Raw genomic sequence first — 21,086 nt, 5'->3', positions numbered from 1 at the left:
CCTAGCCCCGATGCCGCCCACCCGGGGCCCCTCCGCCCCACCCCACCCCTCGCCCCGGTGATCATGAAGTTATTGCCCGATGGAAGCGCTCCCGGAGGCAATAACTTCATGATCACCGGGGCGAACGCGGGGCGGGCCTCCGGCGGCCGAGGGGGTGCGGGAGCATGTTTGGGCGGGAGGGAGGCCTTGTGTTCGGGTGGTGGGGACGGACCGTGGTGCGGCTCCGGTGGGCCGTGCTCGCGGCGGCGGTGCTGCTGGCGACGGTCGGCGCGACCTGGGGCGCCGGCGTGTTCGGGCAGCTCACCGGCGGCGGCTTCGACGACCCGGCGAGCGAGTCCAGCCGGGCGTACGAGCGGATCGCCGACGAGCTGGGGCCGCAGGGCGCGGACGTGATCGTCCTCTGGTCCAGCGACACCGTGACCGCCGACCAGCCGGCGTTCCGTGACCCGGTCGCCGCCGCGGTGTCCCGGCTGCGCGAGCGGCCCGAGGTGACCAGCGTGACCACCTGGTACGACACCGGTGCCCCCGCGCTCCTGGCCACCGATCGACGGGCCACCTACGCCCTGGTGCAGCTCCGGGCGGACGACGAGGACGGCAAGACCGCGGCGTACCGCGCGCTGCGGCCCGTGCTGGAGACCCCCGGCGTGCGGACGCAGACCGGCGGGAACGTGCCGTTCCTGGAGGAGGCGAACACCCGGACGACCGAGGACATCACGCGGGCCGAGCTGTTCTCCATGCCGGTGCTGCTCGTGCTGCTGGTGCTGATCTTCGGCGGGCTGGTGGCCGCGTGCACGCCGCTGCTGATCGGCGGGCTGGCGATCCTCGGCGGCTTCATCGCCGTCCGGGTCGTGAACCTCTTCACCGACGTGTCGATCTTCGCGATCAACGTGATCACCCTGATCGGCCTCGGCATGGCGGTCGACTACGCGCTCTTCGTGGTGAGTCGGTTCCGCGAGGAACTGGGGGCCGGGCACGACACCGCCGACGCCATCCGGCGCACCATGACGACCGCGGGCCGCACGGTGCTGGTCTCCGGCCTCACGATCGCGCTCGCCATGGCCAGCCTGCTGATCTTCCCACAGTCGTTCCTGCGTTCGATGGGGCTCGGCGGGATGGCCGCCGTGCTGGTCGCCATGCTCGCGGCGCTCACCGTGCTGCCGGCCCTGCTCGCGGTGCTCGGCCCGCGGATCGACGCGGTGCGCGTACCGCTGAGGTGGCGGCGTCGGACGGCGGCCCTCACCGCGACGGCGCGGCGTGGCGCCGGTCCGAGCGCGGGACCGGCGGTCGTGGACGGCGGCGCCTGGGCCCGGATCGCGCGCAGCGTGATGCGCCGCCCCGTGCGCTACCTGGTCGGGGTCGCCGTGCTGCTGGTGGTGCTGGCCACGCCGTTCCTGCGGATCACGTTCGGCGGCTTCGACGAGCGGGTGCTCCCCGCGGGCGCCGAGCCGCGGGTGGTCTCCGAGCGGATCGCCGCGGAGTTCCCGGGCGGCACGATCGCCCCCGTCGAGGTGCTGGTCTCCGGCGCGCCCGCCGAGGCGGTCCGTCCCTTCGCCGACCGGATCGCCGCGGCGCCCGGGGTGACCGGGGTGGACGTGGCGGCCAGCCGGGGCGAGTCGACGCTGCTCCGCGTGACGTACCCGGGGGAGCCGACCGGCGAGGTCGCCCAGGACGTGGTCCGGGCGCTACGCGACCTGCCCACGCCGGCCGGCGCCGAGGTGCTCGTCGGCGGCCGGCCCGGCGCGGACCGGGACCTGCTGGACAGCCTCGGCGCCCGGCTGCCGTGGATGGCGCTGCTGATGGCCGCCGCGACGCTGCTGCTGCTGTTCCTCGCGTTCGGCTCGGTGGTGCTGCCGGTCAAGGCGGTCCTCATGAACCTGCTCTCCATCGGCGCCTCGTTCGGCGTGGTCGTCTGGATCTTCCAGGACGGGCACCTCGCCGACCTGCTCGGCTTCACCCCGACCGGCTTCATCGAGCCGAGCAACCCCATCCTCATGCTGGCCGTGCTCTTCGGGCTCGCCACGGACTACGAGGTGTTCCTGCTCTCCCGGGTCCGGGAGGAGTGGGACCGGACCGGGGACAACACCGCGTCCGTCGCCACGGGCCTGCAGCGCACCGGCCGGATCATCACGGCCGCCGCGCTGCTGCTCATCATCGTGGTGGCCGGCTTCGCGAGCGGCAGCATGGCGTACATCAAGCTCATCGGCGTCGGCATGATCGTGGCGATCGTGGTCGACGCGACCCTGGTCCGGGCGCTTCTGGTGCCGGCCACCATGCGCCTGCTCGGCCGCTGGAACTGGTGGGCCCCGGGCCCGCTGGGCCGGGTCTACCGCCGCTACGGCCTGCGCGAGACCGACGCCCCGGCGGGCGGGGAGACCCGTCACTCCGCGTTCACCGGATAGCGGCTCTCCTCTCTCGCCGGGTGGGACAAGCGGCCGGCACGCCAGCGGGACAGGGCGAGGGTCGCGCGCCCACTCACTAAGATCGCCGGCCATGACCGTCCTGAGCACCGAGCGCCTCGTCCTGCGTGACTGGACCGACGACCCGGCGGACCTGGCCCGCCTGTACGACATCTACTCCCGTACGGAGATCACCCGGTGGCTGGCCGCGTCGGGCCTGCCGCTCACCGACCCGGCCCAGGCGGTCGACCGCCTGCAGATCTGGCGGGACCGGCACGCCGACCACGGCGGGCGGTACGGCACCTGGGCCATGGAGGTGCGGGACAGCGGGGTGGTGGCCGGCACGCTGATCCTCAAGCCGCTGCCCGGGGCGGACGGCGAGACGCCCACCGACGACATCGAGATCGGCTGGCACCTGCACCCGGACGCGTGGGGGCACGGCTACGCCACGGAGGCCGCGCGGGCGGTGCTCGCCCGGGAGTTCGCGACCGGCACCCCGCGGGTCTACGCGGTGGTCTCGCCGGGCAACGGGCCGTCCATGGCGGTGTGCCGCCGCCTCGGCATGACCCATGTGGGACGGCGCACCGACTGGTACGCCGGCGAGGAGTTGGAGACGTTCGTCCTGGCCGCTCCGGCCTGAGACGGGCCCGGGGCCGGGACCGCCGTGATCGGGGTCGCCGGGGTCGGGGCAGCGGGCGGCCGGTCGAAGGTTCTATCGTGTCCGACCGTGATGATCGAGTTCCGGACGCAGCCGGACCGGCCCCTGCTCACCGCCGCCGTGCGCCGTACGCTCCGCCGGAGCCTGCGCCTGCTCACGTTCTGCGGCGTCATCCTGCTGGTGCCGGCGGCGGTCGCGGTGCTGTCCGACGACCGGGTCATGGCCGTGGTCTGGCTCGCCGCGGCGGTGTTCTTCCTGGTCCTGCCGCCGCTGACGGTGCGCAGCGCGGTCGAGATGAGCTGGAAGCTGTACCGGCAGGAGATCGGCTGGCGGATCTCCGGCGAGGGCGTCGCCATGGCCTCGCCGCTGATGGACAGCCTCATCCGGTGGGAGGCGCTGGAGGCGGTCGAGCCGATCCCCGGCCAGCTGCTATTCAAGATCAATCGTCAGCAGGCCATCCCGATGCCGGTCGCCGGCCTGGCTCCGTCCGACCGTGACACGCTGCTCGCCTTCCTCCGCGGTCGCGGCCTGCTGACCGGCGACGACCAGCGCACGCGGGCCGCGATCGCCGGGTGACCCGCGCACGCCTGCCGCGAGCGCCGGGTGACCAGCGCACTGGGGCCGCGAGCGCCGGGTGACCCGCACGCCGGGCCCGGACCGGACAGCGTGTGCGATCCGGTTCGGCCGGGGCGGCGCGACCAGGCTGGTCTGGCGAAGGGATGTCCCGCTGCGGCGGCCCTTCGAGTTCTCCGTCGACCCGGCCGACCTGCTCGACGAGGAGGCTTCCGAGCAGGTCGACGGGGAAGATTGAGGCTCCCAGCGGACGTACAGCCCGTCTGGGGAAGAATGGGCGGGTGACTTCCCCGCGAGAACTGGTCCTGCTCGGGTCGACCGGCTCGATCGGCACCCAGGCCATCGACATCGTCCGCCGGAACCCGGACCGCTTCCGGGTGGTGGCGCTCGGCGCGGGCGGCGGCAACGTCGACCTGCTCGCGGCCCAGGCCCTAGAACTCGGCGTCGAGGCGGTCGGTGTGGCGAAGGCGTCCGCCGCCCAGGACCTCCAGCTCGCCTTCTACGCCGAGGCGAGCCGGCGCGGCTGGGCCAGCGGCGACTTCCGGCTACCGAAGATCATCGCCGGGCCGGACGCGATGACCGAGCTGGCCCAGTGGCCCTGCGACGTGGTGCTCAACGGTGTGGTCGGCTCGCTCGGGCTCGCGCCGACCCTGGCCGCGCTGCGCGCCGGTCGTACGCTCGCGCTCGCCAACAAGGAGTCGCTCGTGGCCGGCGGCGCCCTCGTGCGGGCCGCGGTGACCCGCGCCGGGCAGATCGTCCCGGTCGACTCGGAGCACTCGGCGCTCGCCCAGTGCCTGCGCGGCGGAACGCGGGGTGAGGTGCGCCGGCTGATCGTCACGGCCAGCGGCGGCCCGTTCCGGGGCCGGCGCCGCGAGGAGTTGACCGAGGTCACACCCGAGCAGGCCCTCGCGCACCCCACGTGGACCATGGGGCCGGTCGTCACGATCAACTCGGCCACCATGGTCAACAAGGCCCTCGAGGTGATCGAGGCGCACGAGCTCTTCGACATCCCGTACGCCGACATCACCGTGATGGTGCACCCGCAGTCGGTGATCCATTCGATGGTCGAGTTCGCCGACGGGTCCACCCTCGCCCAGGCGAGCCCACCGGACATGCGGCTGCCGATCGCCCTCGGCCTCGGCTGGCCGGACCGGGTGCCGGGCGCCGCCGCCGCGGTCGACTGGACGAGCAGCCACACCTGGGAGTTCGCGCCGCTGGACGACGCGGCGTTCCCGGCGGTCGCCCTGGCCAAGGCCGCCGGCGAGGCCGGGCGCTGCCGGCCGGCCGTCTACAACGCGGCGAACGAGGAGTGCGTGGCTGCGTTCGTGGCCGGCCGGCTGCCGTTCCTCGGCATCGTGGACACCGTCGCGAGGGTTCTGGAGGACGCTCCGGACTTCGGCGAACCAGGTACCGTCGAGGACGTGCTCGCGGCCGAGTCGTGGGCGCGAGGTCACGCGCAGGAGATCATCGCCGCGGCGGTGGAAGGAGCTTGATGGCATACCTGCTGGGGGTGGCGCTCTTCGCGCTGGCCATCCTCGTCTCGGTGAGCCTGCACGAGGCGGGGCACATGCTCACCGCCAAGGCGTTCGGCATGAAGGTCACCCGCTACTTCGTCGGCTTCGGGCCCACCCTGTGGTCCTTCCGCCGCGGCGAGACCGAGTACGGCGTCAAGGGCGTCCCGCTCGGCGGCTTCTGCAAGATCGTCGGAATGACCCCGCAGGACGACGACGTGGACCCGGCCGACGAGCCGCGGGCCATGTGGCGTTACCCGGTCTGGAAGCGGACGATCGTGATGTCCGCGGGCTCGATCACCCACTTCGCGCTCGCCCTGGTCACGCTCTGGATCCTCGCCGTGTCGGCCGGCCTGCCCAACCCGAACTTCCCGAGCACCGACGCGGAGATCCGCCAGGAGCCGGCGGTCGTGGCGCTCAGCGACTGCGTGGTGCCGGACAACACCGCCCGCGCCTGCCAGCCCGGCGACCCGGCGAGCCCCGCCGCGCAGGCCCAGCTGCGCAACGGCGACCGGATCACCTCGCTCAACGGCCAGCCGATCAACAACTACGGTGAGCTGCTCACCGGCCTGCGCACCCTGCCGCCCGGCAGCACCGCGACGATCGGCTACGTCCGCGACGGGCAGCCGGCCGAGACCCGCACGGTGCTCGCGCAGACCCAGCGGCCGCCGCTGGACGACCCGAAGGGCGCGGTCGGCCCGGTCGCCGCGCTGGGCGTCGGGCTCATCCCGAGCACACCCACCCGGGTGACGTACGGGCCGGTCGACGCGTTCGGCGCCACCGCCGACTTCACCGGGGACATGGCGGTCGGCACCTTCCACGCGTTGCAGCGGATCCCGCAGAAGATCCCCGCGCTGTGGACCGCGATCACCGGCGGTGAGCGCGACATGGACACCCCGATCAGCGTGGTCGGCGCCAGCCGGCTCGGCGGCGAGGCCGTGGAGAACAACGCCTGGCTGGTGTTCTTCATGCTCTTCGTCTCGCTGAACTTCTTCATCGGCGTGTTCAACCTGCTGCCGCTGCTCCCGCTCGACGGCGGGCACATCGCCATCGCCTGGTTCGAACGCGCCCGGTCGTGGGTCTACGCGCGGCTGCGCCGCCCGGACCCGGGCCGCGTCGACTACCTCAAGCTCATGCCCTTCACGTACGCGGTGATCCTGATCGGTGGCGCGTTCACGCTGCTGACCATCACCGCGGACGTGGTCAACCCGATCACGCTCTTCTCAAGGTGAGTGAAGTGACCGCAGTCAGCCTCGGTATGCCGCCCGTACCGCCTCCGCCGCTCGCCCCGCGCCGGGCCAGCCGCCAGATCATGGTCGGTTCGGTCCCGGTCGGCGGCGGCGCGCCGGTGTCGGTCCAGTCGATGACCACCACCCTCACCGCGGACGTCAACGCCACGTTGCAGCAGATCGCCGAGCTCACCGCGAGCGGCTGCCAGATCGTCCGGGTGGCCGTGCCGTCCCAGGACGACGTCGAGGCGTTGCCCGCGATCGCCAAGAAGTCGCAGATCCCCGTGATCGCCGACATCCACTTCCAGCCGAAGTACGTCTTCGCCGCGATCGACGCCGGCTGCGCCGCCGTACGCGTCAACCCGGGCAACATCCGGCAGTTCGACGACAAGGTCAAGGAGATCGCCAAGGCGGCCGGCGACGCCGGGGTGCCGATCCGGATCGGCGTCAACGCGGGCTCGCTGGACAAGCGGCTGCTCAGCAAGTACGGCAAGGCCACCGCCGAGGCGCTGGTCGAGTCGGCGCTGTGGGAGTGCTCGCTCTTCGAGGAGCACGGGTTCCGCGACATCAAGATCTCGGTGAAGCACAACGACCCGGTGGTGATGATCCGGGCGTACCGGCAGCTCGCCGAGCAGTGCGACTACCCGCTGCACCTGGGTGTCACGGAGGCCGGCCCCGCGTTCCAGGGCACCATCAAGTCGGCCGTGGCGTTCGGCGCGCTGCTCGCCGAGGGCATCGGCGACACCATCCGCGTCTCGCTGTCCGCGCCGCCGGTCGAGGAGATCAAGGTCGGCACCGCGATCCTGGAGTCGCTGGGCCTGCGCGAGCGCGGCCTGGAGATCGTCTCCTGCCCGTCCTGCGGCCGCGCCCAGGTCGACGTCTACAAGCTCGCCGAGGAGGTCACGGCGGGCCTGGAGGGGCTGCCGGTGCCGCTGCGGGTGGCCGTCATGGGCTGCGTCGTGAACGGGCCCGGCGAGGCCCGCGAGGCGGACCTCGGCGTCGCTTCCGGCAACGGCAAGGGTCAGATCTTCGTGAAGGGGCAGGTCATCAAGACCGTGCCCGAGGGGCAGATCGTGGAGACGCTGATCGAGGAGGCGCTGCGGTTGGCCGAGGAGATGGGCGCGGAACTCCCCGAGGAGCTGCGCGGCCTGGTCACCGGCCCGACCGTCACCGTCCACTGAGCCGCCGCCCGGGACGGGCGTGCTGTCACGGAAAGGGTGGTCATTCCCGCGGGAATGACCACCCTTTCCGGTTTCTGGGCCGCATCGGCGTGCCCCGCCGTCACTCGGTCTCGGCGAGGATGGCGTACAGCTTGCGCCGGGTCTCGTCGAGCACCTGGGCGGCGCGCTCACGCTGGTCGTCGGTGCCGGTCATCATCACCTGGCGCAGCGCGTGCATGGCCTGCGCGCCCGCGTCGCGGATGTCGTGCCAGCTGTTGACGGTCGTCTCGGCGAACTCCGCCCACGGCGGGGTCTGGGCCGCGGCGGCCGCCTCCTCCTGCCCCTGGTCGGTGAGCGTGAACCGCTTCCGCCCGCCGTCGGAGTCGGCGGCGGCCGTGATGACGCCCTCGTCCTCGAGCAGCTGCAGGGTCGGGTAGATCGACCCGGGGCTGGGCCGCCAGGCCCCGCCGGTGCGGGAGTCGATCTCCTGGATCATCTCGTAGCCGTGCATCGGCCGCTCGGTGAGCAGGGCCAGCACGGCGCCGCGCACGTTGGGGCGGCGTCCCCGGCCGCGGCCGCGTCCACGGCCGTGCCCGTGGCCGTGGGGGCCGGGCGGGAACGGCGGGCCGGGCGGTACGGGCGGGAAGCCGAAGCCCCGCATGCGCATCTCGTGCATCGCGTGCATCCGTCGGTGGAAACCCATCGGGCTCTCCTTCTGGTCGTCCTATCACTGATGCATCAACGATATATCGGTAATGCATCGTCGACAACACGATGACGAAGGCGGGATGCAAACCGTACGTACGTCTTGTTAGGCTGCGGGTCGTGCGCCTGCTTCCCGAACCGGGCCCGGCCCGGACGCTCGCCCTCTCGAGCCTCGTCAACACCATCGGCCGCGGGACCTGGTTGACCGCCAGCGCCCTGTTCCTGACCCACTCCGTCGGGCTGACCGTCGCCCAGGTCGGCCTCGGCCTCACCGTCACGGCACTGGTCGGTCTCGTGGCCAGCGCTCCGACCGGCTACCTCGCCGACCGGTACGGGCCGCGCGGCATCCAGATGGCCGCGCTGCTCGCCTCCGCCGCCTGCACCGCCGCCCTGGTGGCCGTCCGGTCCTTCGCCGCGTTCGTCGCGGTCGGCATGCTCATGGCCGTCGCCGATGCGGCCAGCCGGGGCTCCCGGGGCGCCCTGATCGCCGGCGCCGTCCCGGCCGAGCAGCGCGTGCACACCCGGGCCTACCTGCGCGCCGTCACCAACGTGGGGATCTCCGTGGGCGCGGTCGTCGCCGGTGCCGGCCTCGCCGCCGACACCCGGGCCGGGTACGTGTCGCTCATCGTGCTGGACGCCGTCACGTACCTGGTCGCCGCGGCCATCCTGCTACGGCTGCCGGCCGTCCCGCCGGTCCCCGCGCCCACGCAGGGGCCGCGGTTGATCGCCCTGCGGGACCGGCCGTTCCTCGCCTTCACGGTGCTCGACGGGCTCATGTCGATGCACTTCGGGCTGCTCAACATCGCCCTGCCGCTGTGGATCGCCGGCCACACCACGGCGCCGCACTGGCTGATCTCGGCCTGCATGCTTGTCAACACCGTGATGGTGGTGCTCTTCCAGGTCCGGGCCTCCCGCGGCACCGAGGATCTGACCGGTGCCGGACGGGCCGCCCGCCGCGCCGGTGCCGTCATCGCGGTGGCCTGCGCGCTCTTCGCCGCCAGCGGCGGCGTACCCACGGTGGTCGCCGTGCCGCTGCTGCTCGGCGGGGCACTGGTGCACGTCGTGGGCGAACTGTGGCACGCCGCGGCGGGATGGGGCATCTCGTTCGGTCTCGCCCCGGCGGGCGCGCAGGGCCAGTACCAGGGCGCGTACGGAATGGGCATGCAGCTCGGGTCGATGGTGGCACCTGTCGTGGTGACCACGCTCGCGGTCGGTTGGGGCGTACCGGGCTGGTTGCTGCTCGGTGGGCTCTTCCTGCTCCTCGGTGCCCTGGTGCCGCCCGTCGTGCGGTGGGCCGCCGGCACCCGCGTGGACCGGTCCGCCGAGCCGGTGGCCGCCTGAGTCGCCGGTCCGCCACTCGGCCGGCGCGCCGGGGGCGGGATCTGGCAGGCTGGACGAGTGCTGACGGTGCCGGTACGGCAACTGGGGGAATCGGAGCGACGCGCGGTCGAGCGGCTGCTCGACCTCGACCCGTACGCGGGCGCGCAGGTCGCCGAGCGGGTCGCCGCGCGCGGGCTCTCCTGGTGGCGTGCCGAGGGCCGGATCCTGGGTTACGGCACCCGGCGCAACCTGGAGTCGATCTGCTGGCTCGGCGGCAACCTCACGCCCGTCCTCGCCACGGAACCGGCCGTGGCGGCGTTCGCCGACCTGCTTGCGGGCGAGGAACGGCTCTGCTCCTCGATCGTCGGCCGGGCCGACGCCGTGCTCGGCCTCTGGGACCAGCTCTCCGACGTGTGGGGTCCGGCCCGTGATGTACGCCCGAACCAGCCGCTGCTGGCCACCGAGGCGCTGCCCGTGGTGCCGGCCGACCCGGAGGTACGGCGGGTGCGTGGTGGCGAGATCGACCGGCTCTTTCCGGCGGCCGTGGCCATGTACACCGAGGAGGTCGGCGTCTCGCCGCTGGCCGAGGACGGCGGGCGCAGCTACCGGCGGCGGGTGAGCGAGCTGGTGCGCTCCGGCCGGGCGTACGCCCGCTTCGCCGACGGCCGCGTGATCTTCAAGGCCGAGCTGGCGGTGGTGACCCGCCGGACGGCGCAGATCCAGGGAGTCTGGGTGGCCCCCGAGTGGCGGGGGCGGGGGATCGCCACGGCCGCCATGGCCGCCGTCGTCCGCGACGCCCTGCTGCGGGTCGCGCCCACCGTGAGCCTCTACGTGAACGACTTCAACCTGCCGGCCCGCCGGGTCTACGAGCGGTGCGGGTTCCGCCCGGTCGGCACGCTCGCCACCGTCCTGTTCTGAGCCGCCGGCCCCGCCATCGGGGTCATCGGGTGGCCCGGCCGCGCCGGCCTCGCGTGATCGACTCGGCTTCCTTGAAGTCGCGCGGTCGGGACGGGCGGGACACAGCGACTTCCCGAAACCGGAGTCGATCACGCCGACCCGACGCGCGCGTCGAGGCCGGATGACTGACGACGCGGGTGTGATCGACACCAGATCGCCGATATCGCGGTATCCGACTCGCGCGGACCCCGCCAGATCGGCGGAATGGAGTCGATCATCGAGTGCTCCGGCACCGATGGTGGCGGGGCCTTCGGGTGGCCCGGCAGCGCGGACCGCGTCCTCCGCGTTGTTCGGCGTCGGCCTCGTGGTTGGCCATCGACTGGCTGGTGTTCTCCCCGGACCGGCGGGCCGGCCGCGTGAACGGGCGGTAAATGCGTTGAGCGGCCGGGCCGGGACGGCGAGGCTGGGAACACCGCCTGCCACCGCCCCGAGTCCTGGAAGGACCTTCCATGCGCCTGCTCCGCGACCTCTGGGCCACCGCACCACGCCGCATGACGGCCGTCCTCGTGCTCGTCGTGCTCGGCGCCGGCGGGCAGGCGGCCGCGTCCGCGCTGGCCGGACCGGTGCTGGTGCAGCGGTCGGGGGGCTGGTTCGTCGCGCTGGCCGTGGCGCTGGTCGCCGCGGTCGTGACCGACCTCGTGGTGGGGCTGCTGATGGCCGGCCTGACCGCCGACTGGTCGGCCGACGTGCGGCGGCGGCTCTGCCGGGTCGCGCTCGGGCAGGACCTGCCGACCCTGGAGACCACCCCGGTCGGCGAGCTGCTCGACCGCATCGACAACGACGTCTACCAGGTCGCCGCGGAGTTGCGGCAGACCGGCGTCCGGATCGTCCAGGGCGTCGCCGTGTGCGTGCTCGCGACCGTGAGCGCGTTGCTGGTCTGGTGGCCGGCGGGCGTGGGGATGGTCCTGCTCACCGCGTTGCTCGCCGTGGTCCTGCGCCGCCCGACCGGACGGATCGCCCCGGCCCGGATGGCCGAGGAGGAGGCCTGGTCCGACCTCGCGGCGGTCATGGAGGAGGCGGTGCACGGCCAGGACGACGTCCGGACCACCCTGGCCCGGCCGTACGTGCTGCGCCTCTACGCCCGGCGGGCGGCCGAGGTGATCGCCCGTGCCGGCCGCGTGTTCCGGATGTCGGCACAGGTGACCTCGATCGCCGCGGGCGGAATCCGCGCCGGGATCGCGGCCGTCGTGCTCGCCGGGGCGTGGGCCCTGGCCACCGGTCGCGTCGACGGTGCCCGGCTGACCGCGATCTGGCTGCTCGCTATCGCCTTCGGCGCGACGGTCGAGCACATGGCCCGCTGGGTGCCGCACCTCCAGTACGCGCTGGGCGCCTGGGCCCGGGTGCAGCTGCTCGCCACCGCGCCGCAGGAGCCGGCGGGCGGGGTGGCCCCGGCCGACGGCGACCTCACCGTGCGCGGCCTGACCTTCCGCTACCCGGTCGACGACGACCGCGGCCCCGCGCTGCGGGACATCCGGCTGACCTTCGCCCGCGGCCGCTCGTACGCCCTGGTCGGGCGGACCGGCTCGGGCAAGTCGACGCTCGCCAAGGTGCTCACCCGCGCCGTCGACGTGCCGCGCGGCACCGTCTTCCTGGGCGACACCGACCTGGTCGACCTCGACGTCGAGGAGCTGCGCCGGTGGGTCGCCGTGGTGCCGCAGCGCACCGAGATCCTGGCCGGCACGCTCGCCGAGAACGTCGCGCTCTTCGACCCCGACCTGCTCGACGACGCCACCCGGGCGCTGGAGGAACTGGGGCTCGCGGGGTGGATCGCCGAGCTGCCCGACGGTGTACGCACCCGGCTGGGCGAGGGCGGGCACGTCCTCTCGGCCGGGCAGGAGCAGCTCGTGGCATTCGCCCGGATCCTCGTCCGGGACCCCCGCGTGGTGATCCTCGACGAGGCCACGGCCCGGCTGGACCCGGTCACCGAGACCCGGGTACGGCAGGCCACCGAGCGGTTGCTCACCGACCGCATCGGCATCGTCATCGCGCACCGGCTCTCCTCGGTGCGCCGCTGCGACGAGGTGGTGGTGCTCGCCGACGGGGCGGTCGTGGAGGCCGGCCCGCTGCGCGAGTCCACCCGGTTCGCCGAGCTGCTCGCGACCAGCCACGCGAGCGCGTACGCGGGTGCGGGCGGCACGCGCGGCGGGGTCGACCTGCTGCCCGCGCCCGGCGCGGAGTGGGACCTCGACGAGCCGGCGGCGGCGGTCGAGCCGGCGCCGGACCGGCCGGTGGCCGTGCCGAGGACCGACCCGCCGCCGCTGCCCCCGCTGCCGCCCGCCCGCACCATGCGGGAGATCCTGCGGCTGGCCGTCAACGACCCGCGCTTCGGCCTGGTCTCCGTCGCCCTGTTCGTCGTCATGACGCTGCTCGGCCTGGACGGTTCGGTGCTGCCGTGGCTCTGGGCGGACGTGGTCGACGGGGGCGACCCGTGGCTGCCGGCGATCGGCATCGCCGCCGCGCTGCTCGTGGTGCTGCCACTGCCCTACCTCACCAACCTGTGGTTCCCGCAGTGGTGGATCCGGCAGATGCTGCGGATCAGCCTGCGCCTGGTCCACGGCCAGACGGGGGCGCGCCGAGTCAGCGGGCACACACCCGCGGAGGTGGTGGCCCAGGGCGGCGACACCGAGCGGGTGGTGCAGCTCGCCGACAACCTGGTGGACCAGTTCATCTCGCTGGCCATCGTGGTCGCCATGACGGCGGTGACCGGCAGCGTCGTACCGGGACTCTTCTTCCTCGGCACCATGGTGATCTCGGGGCTGGCGGCCACGCTGTTCGGGCCACGGCTGGAACGCACGGCCGGCGGCACGGTGAAGGCGCGCGCCGCGTTCGCCACCGCGCTGGTGTCCGTGCTGTCCTCCGCCCGTACGGTGAAACTCGCCGGCGCGACCCGGCCGGTGCTGCACCATCTCGCGGCGCTGGACACGGTCCGCAGCGACCGGCAGCGCCGGGAGATCTCCATGCAGGTGTGGGCGCGCTCCACGCCGTCGGTCGTCAGCGGGCTGCTGCCGATCGGCGCGTGGGCGCTCTTCCTCGGCGGCGGACTCTCGGCCGGCGCCACGCTGGTGGCGGTGTCCACCCTCGGAGCGGCCCGCTGGTTCGCCTGGACGACGGCCTCGCTCGTCTCGCACTACCCCTCGGCCCGGGTGTGGACCCGACGGACGGTGGCCATGAGCGGCGTCGCCTCGTACTCGGCCGCCGTGCCCGGGGTCGATCTGGCCGCCGGGACCGCGCCCGCGCCGGAACCGCCGCCCCGCCACCCGTTGCGCCGGCTGGAGCTGACCGGCTTCGGGGCGCTGCACTCGGACGGGACGCTCGCCGTCCGGGACGTCGACCTGACCGTCGAGCGGGGCCAGCTGGTGCTCGTCGTGGGGCCGGTCGGCTCGGGCAAGTCGTCGCTGCTGCGGGCGCTGGCCGGGATCGTGCACCACACGGGCCGGCTCAGCTGGAACGGGGAGCCGGTCACCGAGCCGGAGCTGTTCCTGCGGCCGAACCAGGTGGGGTACGTGGGCCAGCTGCCCCGGGTGCTCTCCGGCACGGTGGCGGAGAACATCGCTCTCGGCCACGACGTCGACGCGGGCGTGGCCGTGTCCACCGCCCAGCTCGACCACGACCTGGCGGCCGCCGGTGACGGGTTGGGGCTGTTGATCGGGCACAAGGGCACCCGGCTCTCCGGCGGGCAGCTGCAGCGGTTGGCGCTGGCCCGTGCCCTCGCGCCGCGTACCGAGCTGCTGGTCGCCGACGACGTGTCGTCCGCGCTGGACGTCACGACGGAGCTGGCGCTGTGGGCGGCGCTGCGCGAGCACGGGGTCACCGTGGTCGGCTCGACCTCGAAGCGGGCCGCGCTGGTGCGCGCCGACCACGTGGTGGTGCTCATCGGCGGCACGGTCGCGGCCCAGGGTCCCTGGCGGGACCTGGAGGACCGCTGGAACCACCTGGCAGGCTGACCCCGCCCGCCCGCCCCCGACGGCCGCCCGCCCCGCACGGGTGATCAAGAGGTTTGCGTCGGCGGACGCGCCGGATCCGACGCAAACCTCTTGATCACCGGGTGGGTCGGGTGGGGGTCAGGCGGCCCGGAGGTACTGGCTGGGCCAGGCGGGGGTGACGCCGAGCTTCGCGGCCGCGCGCCGCGGCCAGTACGGGTCACGCAGCAGCTCCCGGCCGAGCAGGACCAGGTCGGCCTCGCCGTCGGCGACGATCTGCTCGGCGTGCTCGGGTTCCACGATCAGGCCGACCGCACCGGTCGGGACCCCGGCCTCGCGGCGGACCCGTGCCGCCGCCGGCACCTGGTAGCCCGGCCCGAGCGGGACCCGCGCCGACGGGCTGATGCCGCCGGACGAGCAGTCGACCAGGTCCACGCCGGCGCCGGCCAGCTCGGCGGCGAGCACCACACTGTCCTCCACGGTCCAGCCGCCGTCGACCCAGTCGGTGGTCGAGAGCCGGGCGAGCACCGGGACCTCCTCGCCGACGGCCGCCCGCACCGCCCGGGCGACCTCCAGGGTGAGGCGCATCCGGCCCGCGCGGTCCCCGCCGTACGCGTCGGTGCGGTGGTTGGTCAGCGGGGAGAGGAACTCGTGCAGCAGGTAGCCGTGCGCCGCGTGGATCTCCACGGCGGCGAAGCCGGCGTCCAGCGCCCGGGTGGCCCCGGCCGCGAACGCGTCGACCACGGCCGCGACGCCGGCGGCGTCCAGCTCGGTGGGAGTGCGGTAGGCCGGCGCGAACGGCTCGCTGCCCGGCGCGACGGGAGTCCAGCCGCCCTCGGCGTCCGGCACCCCGCCCCGCGCGTCGGCCCACGGCCGGTACGTCGAGGCCTTGAACCCGGCGTGCGCGAGCTGCATCGCCGGCACCGCCCCGTGCGCCGCGAGGAAGGCGGTCACCGGACGCCAGGCGTCCACGTGGGCTCCGGACCAGATCCCGGTGTCCTGCGGGCTGATCCGCCCCTCGGGCACCACGGCGGTCGCCTCCGAGAGCACGAGGCCGACCCCGCCGACCGCCCGGGCGCCCAGGTGCACCAGGTGCCAGTCCGTGGGCAGCCCGTCGGGGCCTGCGGTGTACTGGCACATCGGCGCCAGGGCGATGCGGTTGGGCAGGGTGACCGCGCGCAGGGCGAGCGGCGAGAAGAGCGTGCTCATGGCGTCATCCTCCGGGACGTGCGAAGGAGGGCCCGGGGTCGGGCCCTCCTTCGGCTGGCGGTTCCGTCGTCGTCGACGATGCCGGATCAGGCCGGTACCGGCGTGAGCCCGTCCTGGCGGGTGGCGGCGGGCTCCTGCGCCGGGTCGATCAGGTCCCGCCGGCCGGCCGCGTCGTACGCGGTCCGGTCGAGGGTGCCCTCGCGGGCCGCCACGACGGTGGGGACCAGCGCCTGGCCGGCCACGTTGGTGGCGGTGCGGATCATGTCCAGGATCGGGTCGATGGCCAGCAGCAGGCCGGCGCCGGCCAGCGGCAGGCCCAGCGTGCTCAGGGTCAGGGTGAGCATCACGATCGCACCGGTCAGACCGGCGGTGGCGGCCGAGCCGACCACCGAGACGAACGCGATCAGCAGGTAGTCGGTGACCCCGAGGTGAATGCCGAACACCTGTGCCACGAAGATCGCGGCGAGCGCCGGGTAGATCGCGGCGCAGCCGTCCATCTTCGTGGTGGCACCGAAGGGCACCGCGAACGAGGCGTACTCGCGGGGGACACCGAGCCGCTCGACGGCGCGCTGGGTCACCGGCATGGTGCCCACCGAGGAGCGGGAGACGAACGCCAGCTCGATGGCCGGCCACGCGCCGGCGTAGAAGCGCACGGGGTTGAGCCGCCCGGCGGCCAGGAGCACCACCGGGTAGACGACCAGCAGCACGATCGCGCAGCCGACGTAGACGGCCGTGGTGAACTTGGCGAGCGGGGCGAGCAGGTCCCAGCCGTACGAGGCGATGGCGTTGCCGATGAGGCCGAGCGTGCCGATCGGGGCGAGCCGGATCACCCACCAGAGCGCCTTCTGGACGATCTCCAGCAGGGAGCGGTTGAGCGCCACGAACGGCTCGGCCTTCTCGCCGACGAGCAGGGCGGCGGCGCCGACGACCAGCGCCAGGAAGACGATCTGGAGCACGTTGCCCTCGACGAAGGCGCCGACCGGGTTGGTCGGCACGATGCCGGTGAGGAAGTCCGTCCAGGAACCGGTCTTCTTGGGTGCGGCGGCGCCCGCGACGTCGAGGGTGACGCCCCGGCCGGGGTTCGTGAGCAGGCCCAGGCCGATGCCGACGCTCACCGCGACGAGCGCGGTGATGCCGAACCAGAGCAGCGTCTTCAGCGCCAGCCGGGCGGCGTTGGCGACGCCGCGCAGGCTGACCACGCTGACCACGATCGCGGTGAAGACCAGCGGGGGCACGGCCAGCTTGAGCAGCTGGACGAAGAGGCCGCCGACGGTGTCGAGGGTGCTGGTCAGCCAGCTCAGGTCGTTGGCGCGGGCCAGGAAACCGAGCGCCACGCCGAGGACGAGGCCGAGCAGGATCTGTACGGAAAAGGGGACCTTGCGCAGGGCAGCAGGCATGAGGATGTGTCCAAGGGTCTGGTGGGGTCAGGGCAGCGTCAGGAGAGCGGCTGCGCCGGACAGATGCCGCTGGCCTGCAGTCGGAGATCGACGTACAGGCGCACGGTCAGGCACCAGATGTTGGTCATCGCCGCACGACGATACGCGCGCGGCATCCGGGGCGGAAGGGGTCGTCGCCGTGACGATCCTTACAAACATGGTCGTCGATGACCGGGAGTCGGCCCTAGCGGCGGCCGAGACCCACCGTGACGGCCGCGGCCAGCCCCCAGACCACCGCGATCGCGAGCACCACCCGCTCCAGCACGCCGACCAGCGTCCCCCGTCCCACCAGCAGCATGGCCAGCCCGACGGCGGCGCACAGCGGCAGCGCCACGGCCGCGGCCACGGCCGACAGCAGGCGCAGCCGCCCACCGGCGGCCCGGCACCACGAGATCGCGACCATCGCGAGGACCACCGCCGCGGTGCCCGCGATGCTGGCCCCGCCGTGCACCAGGTCGGCCACGGTGGCGCGCTCGAAGGGCGGCAACGGACAGCCCGCGCTGCACGTGACCGCGCCGGACAACGCCGTGCTCAGGCCGCCGGCCGCGAGCAGCGCGGCGCCCAACCGCGCCGCCGGCGGCAGCGCCGCGGCGAGCAGCAGCAGCCCGGCGGCCAGGGCGTACACGCCCACCCGGTACGTCGGCGCGTGGGCGCTTCCGGCGATGCCGGCCTCGCTCACGTACCCCGTGAAGCCCGTGCCGGGCCCGGCGAGCACGGCGGCCGTCACCGCGACCGCTCCCGCGAGCGTGCAGACGGCGGCCACCGCCGCGGCGGCGGCGCGGAGGGTGAGCCGTGACCCGGGGCGGTTCCGCTCAGCCACGCCCGTGCGGCGTCGTCCAGCCGGAGGTGTCGGGACCGAGCGGGACGATCCCCGTCGGGTTGATCTCCCGGTGGGTGGCGTAGTAGTGGCGCTTGATGTGGTCGAAGTCGACCGTCTCGCCGAAGCCGGGCGTCTGGAACAGGTCCCGGGCGTACGCCCACAGCACCGGCATCTCGGTGAGCTTCTGCCGGTTGCACTTGAAGTGCCCGTGGTAGGCCACGTCGAAGCGCACGAGGGTGGTGAACAGCCGCACGTCCGCCTCGGTGATCGCGTCGCCCATCAGGTAGCGGCGCCCGGCGAGCCGCTCCGACAGCGCGTCGAGCCGCGCGAACAGCGCCCGGTACGCCTCGTCGTACGCCTCCTGGGAGGTGGCGAACCCGCACCGGTAGACGCCGTTGTTGACGTCCCGGTGGATCTCGGCCATCAGCGCGTCCATCTCCGGGCGCAGCTCGACCGGGTAGAGGTCCGGCGCGTCGGGGGCGTGGAACCGCCGCCACTCGGTGGAGAAGTCCAGGGTGAGCTGCGGGTAGTCGTTGGTCACCACCCGCCCGGTCAGCGTGTCGACGAGCGCCGGCACGGTCACCCGGCCGGTGTAGTCCGGGTCGGTGGCGAGATAGGCCTCGGAGAGGAAACCGATGCCGAGCACGGGGTCGAACCCGTCCGGGTCGAGCGCGAACCGCCAGCCCCGCTCGTCGCGGATCGGGTCGACCGTGCCCAGGGAGATGACGTCCTCCAGGCCGAGCAGGCTCCGCACGATCCGGGCCCGGTGCGCCCACGGGCAGGCCCGGCACCAGATCAGCCGGTAGCGGCCGGCCTCCAGCGGCCAGCGGCCCTCCTCGTCCGGCCCGCCGCCGGGCGGGGACGTCGAGTGCGGGGTGACCCGGTCGGTGAAGCGGTTGGGCTGGCGGACGAACGCGCCGCCGCCGCTGGTCTCTGCGCTGAACTGGGCCCGGGCCATGCCGTCAACCTATCCGCTCCGGGCGGCCGATATCCTGGCTGCCGGGCGTCCCTCGCGACCCGGCGGGCGCTCCCGCCCCGCCCTTCCCACCCCCGAAGGACTCGCGATGACCGTGGCATACCTGGTGGCCGGTGTCCGCACCCCGATCGGCCGGTACGCCGGCGCGCTGGCCGGCGTCCGTCCCGACGACCTGGCCGCGCACGTGATCCGCGAGCTGGTCGCCCGACACCCGTCGGTGGACTGGGCCCGGGTGGACGACGTGATCCTGGGCTGCGCCAACCAGGCCGGCGAGGACAACCGCAACGTGGCCCGGATGGCCGCGCTGCTCGGCGGGCTGCCCGAGCACGTGCCCGGCAGCACCCTCAACCGGCTCTGCGGCTCGGGGCTGGACGCGCTGGCCACCGCGGCCCGCGCGATCGTGGCCGGCGAGGCCGAGCTGGTCGTGGCCGGCGGCGTGGAGAGCATGAGCCGGGCGCCGTTCGTCATGCCGAAGGCGACCTCCGCGTACTCGCGGGCGGCGGAGGTCCACGACACCACCATCGGCTGGCGGCTGGTCAACCCGCTGATGAAGCGGCACTGGGGTATCGACTCGATGCCGGAGACGGCGGAGAACGTCGCCGCGGAGTTCGGCGTGGACCGGGTGGCGCAGGACGAGTTCGCCCTCCGCTCCCAGCAGCGCGCCGCGAAGGCGCAGGCCGACGGCCGTCTCGCCGAGGAGATCGTGGCCGTGACCGTGCCGGCCGGCAAGCGGGAGACGCGGCAGGTCGAGGTCGACGAGCACCCGCGGGAGACCTCGCTGGAGAAGCTCGCGGCGCTGCCCACCCCGTTCCGCGAGGGCGGCACGGTGACCGCCGGCAACTCGTCGGGGGTCAACGACGGCGCGGTCGCCCTGCTGGTCGCGTCCGAGGCCGCGGTCGCCCGGTACGGCCTGACCCCGCTGGCCCGGATCAGTGGGGCCGCCGCGGCCGGTGTGCCGCCCCGGATCATGGGCATCGGCCCGGTGCCGGCCACCCGCAAGCTGCTCGACCGCGTCGGCGTCGGCCTCGACGCGGTGGACGTGATCGAGCTGAACGAGGCGTTCGCGGCCCAGTCCGTCGCCGTGCTGCGCGAGCTGGGCCTGCCGGAGGACGCCGAGCACGTCAACCCCAACGGCGGGGCGATCGCGCTCGGCCACCCGCTCGGCGCCAGCGGCGCCCGCCTGGCGCTGACCGCCGCGCTGGAGCTGCGCCGCCGGGGCGGGCGGCGGGCGCTGGCCACCATGTGCATCGGAGTGGGACAGGGGATCTCCCTTCTGATGGAGTCCGCGGCCTAGAGTGTTCTTCACCACACGATCCGCGGGTCGGCCGGTGGGCCACCGCGTGCCCGCACGCGCCCCGACACCGGCTCCGTCCCGCCGCGCGGCGACGAACTGGGGAGCTTGCAGATGCCGGACGGCCTTCCGACCGAGATCGACCTGACCCGGCCGAGCGCCGCCCGGGTCTACGACTACTTCCTGGGCGGTGCCCACAACTTCGAGATCGACCGGCAGCTCGCCGAGCAGATCGCGAGCATGACGCCCCACCTGCCGGCGACGATGCGTGCCGGCCGGGAGTTCCTGCGCCGGGCCGTACGGGTGCTCCTGGACGCCGGCGTCGACCAGTTCCTCGACATCGGCTCGGGCATCCCGACCGTGGGCAACGTGCACGAGGTGGCGCAGGCCGCCGACCCGCGGGCCCGGGTGGTCTACGTGGACATCGACCCGGTGGCGGTGGCGCACAGCCGCGAACTGCTCGCCGGCAACGACCTGACCGCCGTGGTCCACGCCGACCTGCGTGAGCCGCAGCGGATCCTCGCCGAGGCGCGGGGCCTGCTCGACCTCGACCGGCCGGTCGGCATCCTGCTCGCCGGTGTCGTGCACTTCGTCCCGGACGCCGACAAGCCCGCCGAGATCCTGGCCACCCTGCGCGCCGCCGCGGCGCCGGGCAGCCACCTGGTCATCTCCCACTCCACGTTCGAGGACCAGCCCCAGGAGATGCTCGACGCGCAGCGGCTGTCGGCGCGTACCGCCACGGAGATCACGCTGCGGTCCCGCGCCGAGATCACCGACTTCTTCGGCGACTGGACGATCCTGGATCCGGGCGTCGTACACATGCCGTTGTGGCGCCCCGACTCAGCGTCCGACGTGGACGAGCACCCGGAGCGGTTCGGCGCCTTCGGCGGGGTGGCGCGGAACGACCGGCCCGTCGCCGGCTGAC

Annotated in this window: 16 protein-coding genes and 1 pseudogene; 12 read left to right on the top strand and 5 right to left on the bottom strand. The window is 73.9% G+C overall.

The annotated features are described in order from the left end of the window. The first annotated feature begins 188 nt into the window (after window positions 1-188). The 7 genes from D7193_RS04775 to ispG all read left to right on the top strand — a co-directional run bounded on the left by D7193_RS04775 (window position 189) and on the right by ispG (window position 7,548). The gene (locus D7193_RS04775; protein ID WP_120778107.1) at window positions 189-2,399 is read left to right on the top strand and encodes an MMPL family transporter; all 2,211 of its coding nucleotides are present in this window, start codon (window positions 189-191) and stop codon (window positions 2,397-2,399) included. A 91-nt stretch (window positions 2,400-2,490) separates the two neighbouring features. Next, window positions 2,491-3,036 carry a GNAT family N-acetyltransferase gene (locus D7193_RS04770; RefSeq protein WP_120778106.1) on the top strand — a complete coding sequence of 182 codons (546 nt, stop codon included), beginning with the start codon at window positions 2,491-2,493 and terminating at the stop codon, window positions 3,034-3,036. A 90-nt stretch (window positions 3,037-3,126) separates the two neighbouring features. Then, window positions 3,127-3,630 (top strand): YcxB family protein, encoded by a 504-nt coding sequence (locus D7193_RS04765; RefSeq protein ID WP_120778105.1) that lies wholly within the window; start codon window positions 3,127-3,129, stop codon window positions 3,628-3,630. A 58-nt stretch (window positions 3,631-3,688) separates the two neighbouring features. Beyond that, a complete protein-coding gene (locus D7193_RS33360; protein WP_158674770.1) occupies window positions 3,689-3,865 on the top strand; it encodes a hypothetical protein in 177 nt (58 codons plus the stop codon). Window positions 3,866-3,908: 43 nt separating this feature from the next. Further along, a complete protein-coding gene (dxr, locus tag D7193_RS04760) occupies window positions 3,909-5,120 on the top strand; it encodes a 1-deoxy-D-xylulose-5-phosphate reductoisomerase (protein ID WP_120778104.1) in 1,212 nt (403 codons plus the stop codon). Next, on the top strand, window positions 5,120-6,370 hold the full coding sequence (locus D7193_RS04755) for a M50 family metallopeptidase (protein WP_120778103.1): 1,251 nt from the start codon (window positions 5,120-5,122) through the stop codon (window positions 6,368-6,370). Before dxr ends, D7193_RS04755 begins: the two co-directional genes overlap by 1 nt. A 5-nt stretch (window positions 6,371-6,375) precedes the next feature. Continuing rightward, complete coding sequence (gene ispG / locus D7193_RS04750; RefSeq protein ID WP_120778102.1) at window positions 6,376-7,548, top strand: flavodoxin-dependent (E)-4-hydroxy-3-methylbut-2-enyl-diphosphate synthase; 1,173 nt, start codon at window positions 6,376-6,378, stop codon at window positions 7,546-7,548. Between the two features lie 100 nt (window positions 7,549-7,648). Here the strand turns inward: ispG and D7193_RS04745 are convergent, their stop codons facing one another. Beyond that, window positions 7,649-8,230 (bottom strand): PadR family transcriptional regulator, encoded by a 582-nt coding sequence (locus tag D7193_RS04745; protein ID WP_120778101.1) that lies wholly within the window; start codon window positions 8,228-8,230, stop codon window positions 7,649-7,651. A 122-nt stretch (window positions 8,231-8,352) separates the two neighbouring features. Between D7193_RS04745 and D7193_RS04740 the strand changes: the two genes are divergently transcribed. The 3 genes from D7193_RS04740 to D7193_RS04730 all read left to right on the top strand — a co-directional run bounded on the left by D7193_RS04740 (window position 8,353) and on the right by D7193_RS04730 (window position 14,453). Then, a complete protein-coding gene (locus D7193_RS04740) occupies window positions 8,353-9,573 on the top strand; it encodes an MFS transporter (protein WP_120778100.1) in 1,221 nt (406 codons plus the stop codon). Between the two features lie 57 nt (window positions 9,574-9,630). Beyond that, window positions 9,631-10,470, top strand: a complete 840-nt coding sequence (locus D7193_RS04735; protein WP_120778099.1) for a GNAT family N-acetyltransferase — start codon at window positions 9,631-9,633, stop codon at window positions 10,468-10,470. 488 nt (window positions 10,471-10,958) lie between these two features. Then, window positions 10,959-14,453 carry an ABC transporter ATP-binding protein gene (locus D7193_RS04730; protein ID WP_120778098.1) on the top strand — a complete coding sequence of 1,165 codons (3,495 nt, stop codon included), beginning with the start codon at window positions 10,959-10,961 and terminating at the stop codon, window positions 14,451-14,453. A 117-nt stretch (window positions 14,454-14,570) separates the two neighbouring features. On the opposite strand, the gene D7193_RS04725 is transcribed toward D7193_RS04730, so the two are convergent. From D7193_RS04725 to D7193_RS04710, 4 genes and pseudogenes are all read right to left on the bottom strand, one after another. Next, window positions 14,571-15,638, bottom strand: a complete 1,068-nt coding sequence (locus D7193_RS04725) for an NADH:flavin oxidoreductase/NADH oxidase (RefSeq protein WP_120778097.1) — start codon at window positions 15,636-15,638, stop codon at window positions 14,571-14,573. An 86-nt stretch (window positions 15,639-15,724) separates the two neighbouring features. Further along, on the bottom strand, window positions 15,725-17,023 hold the full coding sequence (locus D7193_RS04720; protein WP_174242588.1) for a dicarboxylate/amino acid:cation symporter: 1,299 nt from the start codon (window positions 17,021-17,023) through the stop codon (window positions 15,725-15,727). A 235-nt stretch (window positions 17,024-17,258) separates the two neighbouring features. Next, on the bottom strand, window positions 17,259-17,837 hold the full coding sequence (locus D7193_RS04715) for a DUF998 domain-containing protein (RefSeq protein WP_377456398.1): 579 nt from the start codon (window positions 17,835-17,837) through the stop codon (window positions 17,259-17,261). Beyond that, window positions 17,798-18,852, bottom strand: a pseudogene (locus D7193_RS04710) (glutathione S-transferase family protein). The gene D7193_RS04715 and the pseudogene D7193_RS04710 overlap by 40 nt, the downstream one beginning before the upstream one ends. A 106-nt stretch (window positions 18,853-18,958) precedes the next feature. Between D7193_RS04710 and pcaF the strand changes: the two are divergent. Continuing rightward, window positions 18,959-20,164 (top strand): 3-oxoadipyl-CoA thiolase, encoded by a 1,206-nt coding sequence (pcaF, locus tag D7193_RS04705; protein WP_120778093.1) that lies wholly within the window; start codon window positions 18,959-18,961, stop codon window positions 20,162-20,164. 105 nt (window positions 20,165-20,269) lie between these two features. Next, window positions 20,270-21,085, top strand: a complete 816-nt coding sequence (locus D7193_RS04700; protein ID WP_120778092.1) for an SAM-dependent methyltransferase — start codon at window positions 20,270-20,272, stop codon at window positions 21,083-21,085. The last annotated feature ends 1 nt before the right edge of the window (window position 21,086 follow it).

This window comes from Micromonospora costi (assembly GCF_003626655.1).
Classification (GTDB): Bacteria; Actinomycetota; Actinomycetes; order Mycobacteriales; family Micromonosporaceae; genus Micromonospora; species Micromonospora costi.
This window is presented reverse-complemented; position numbering and strand designations above follow the sequence as displayed.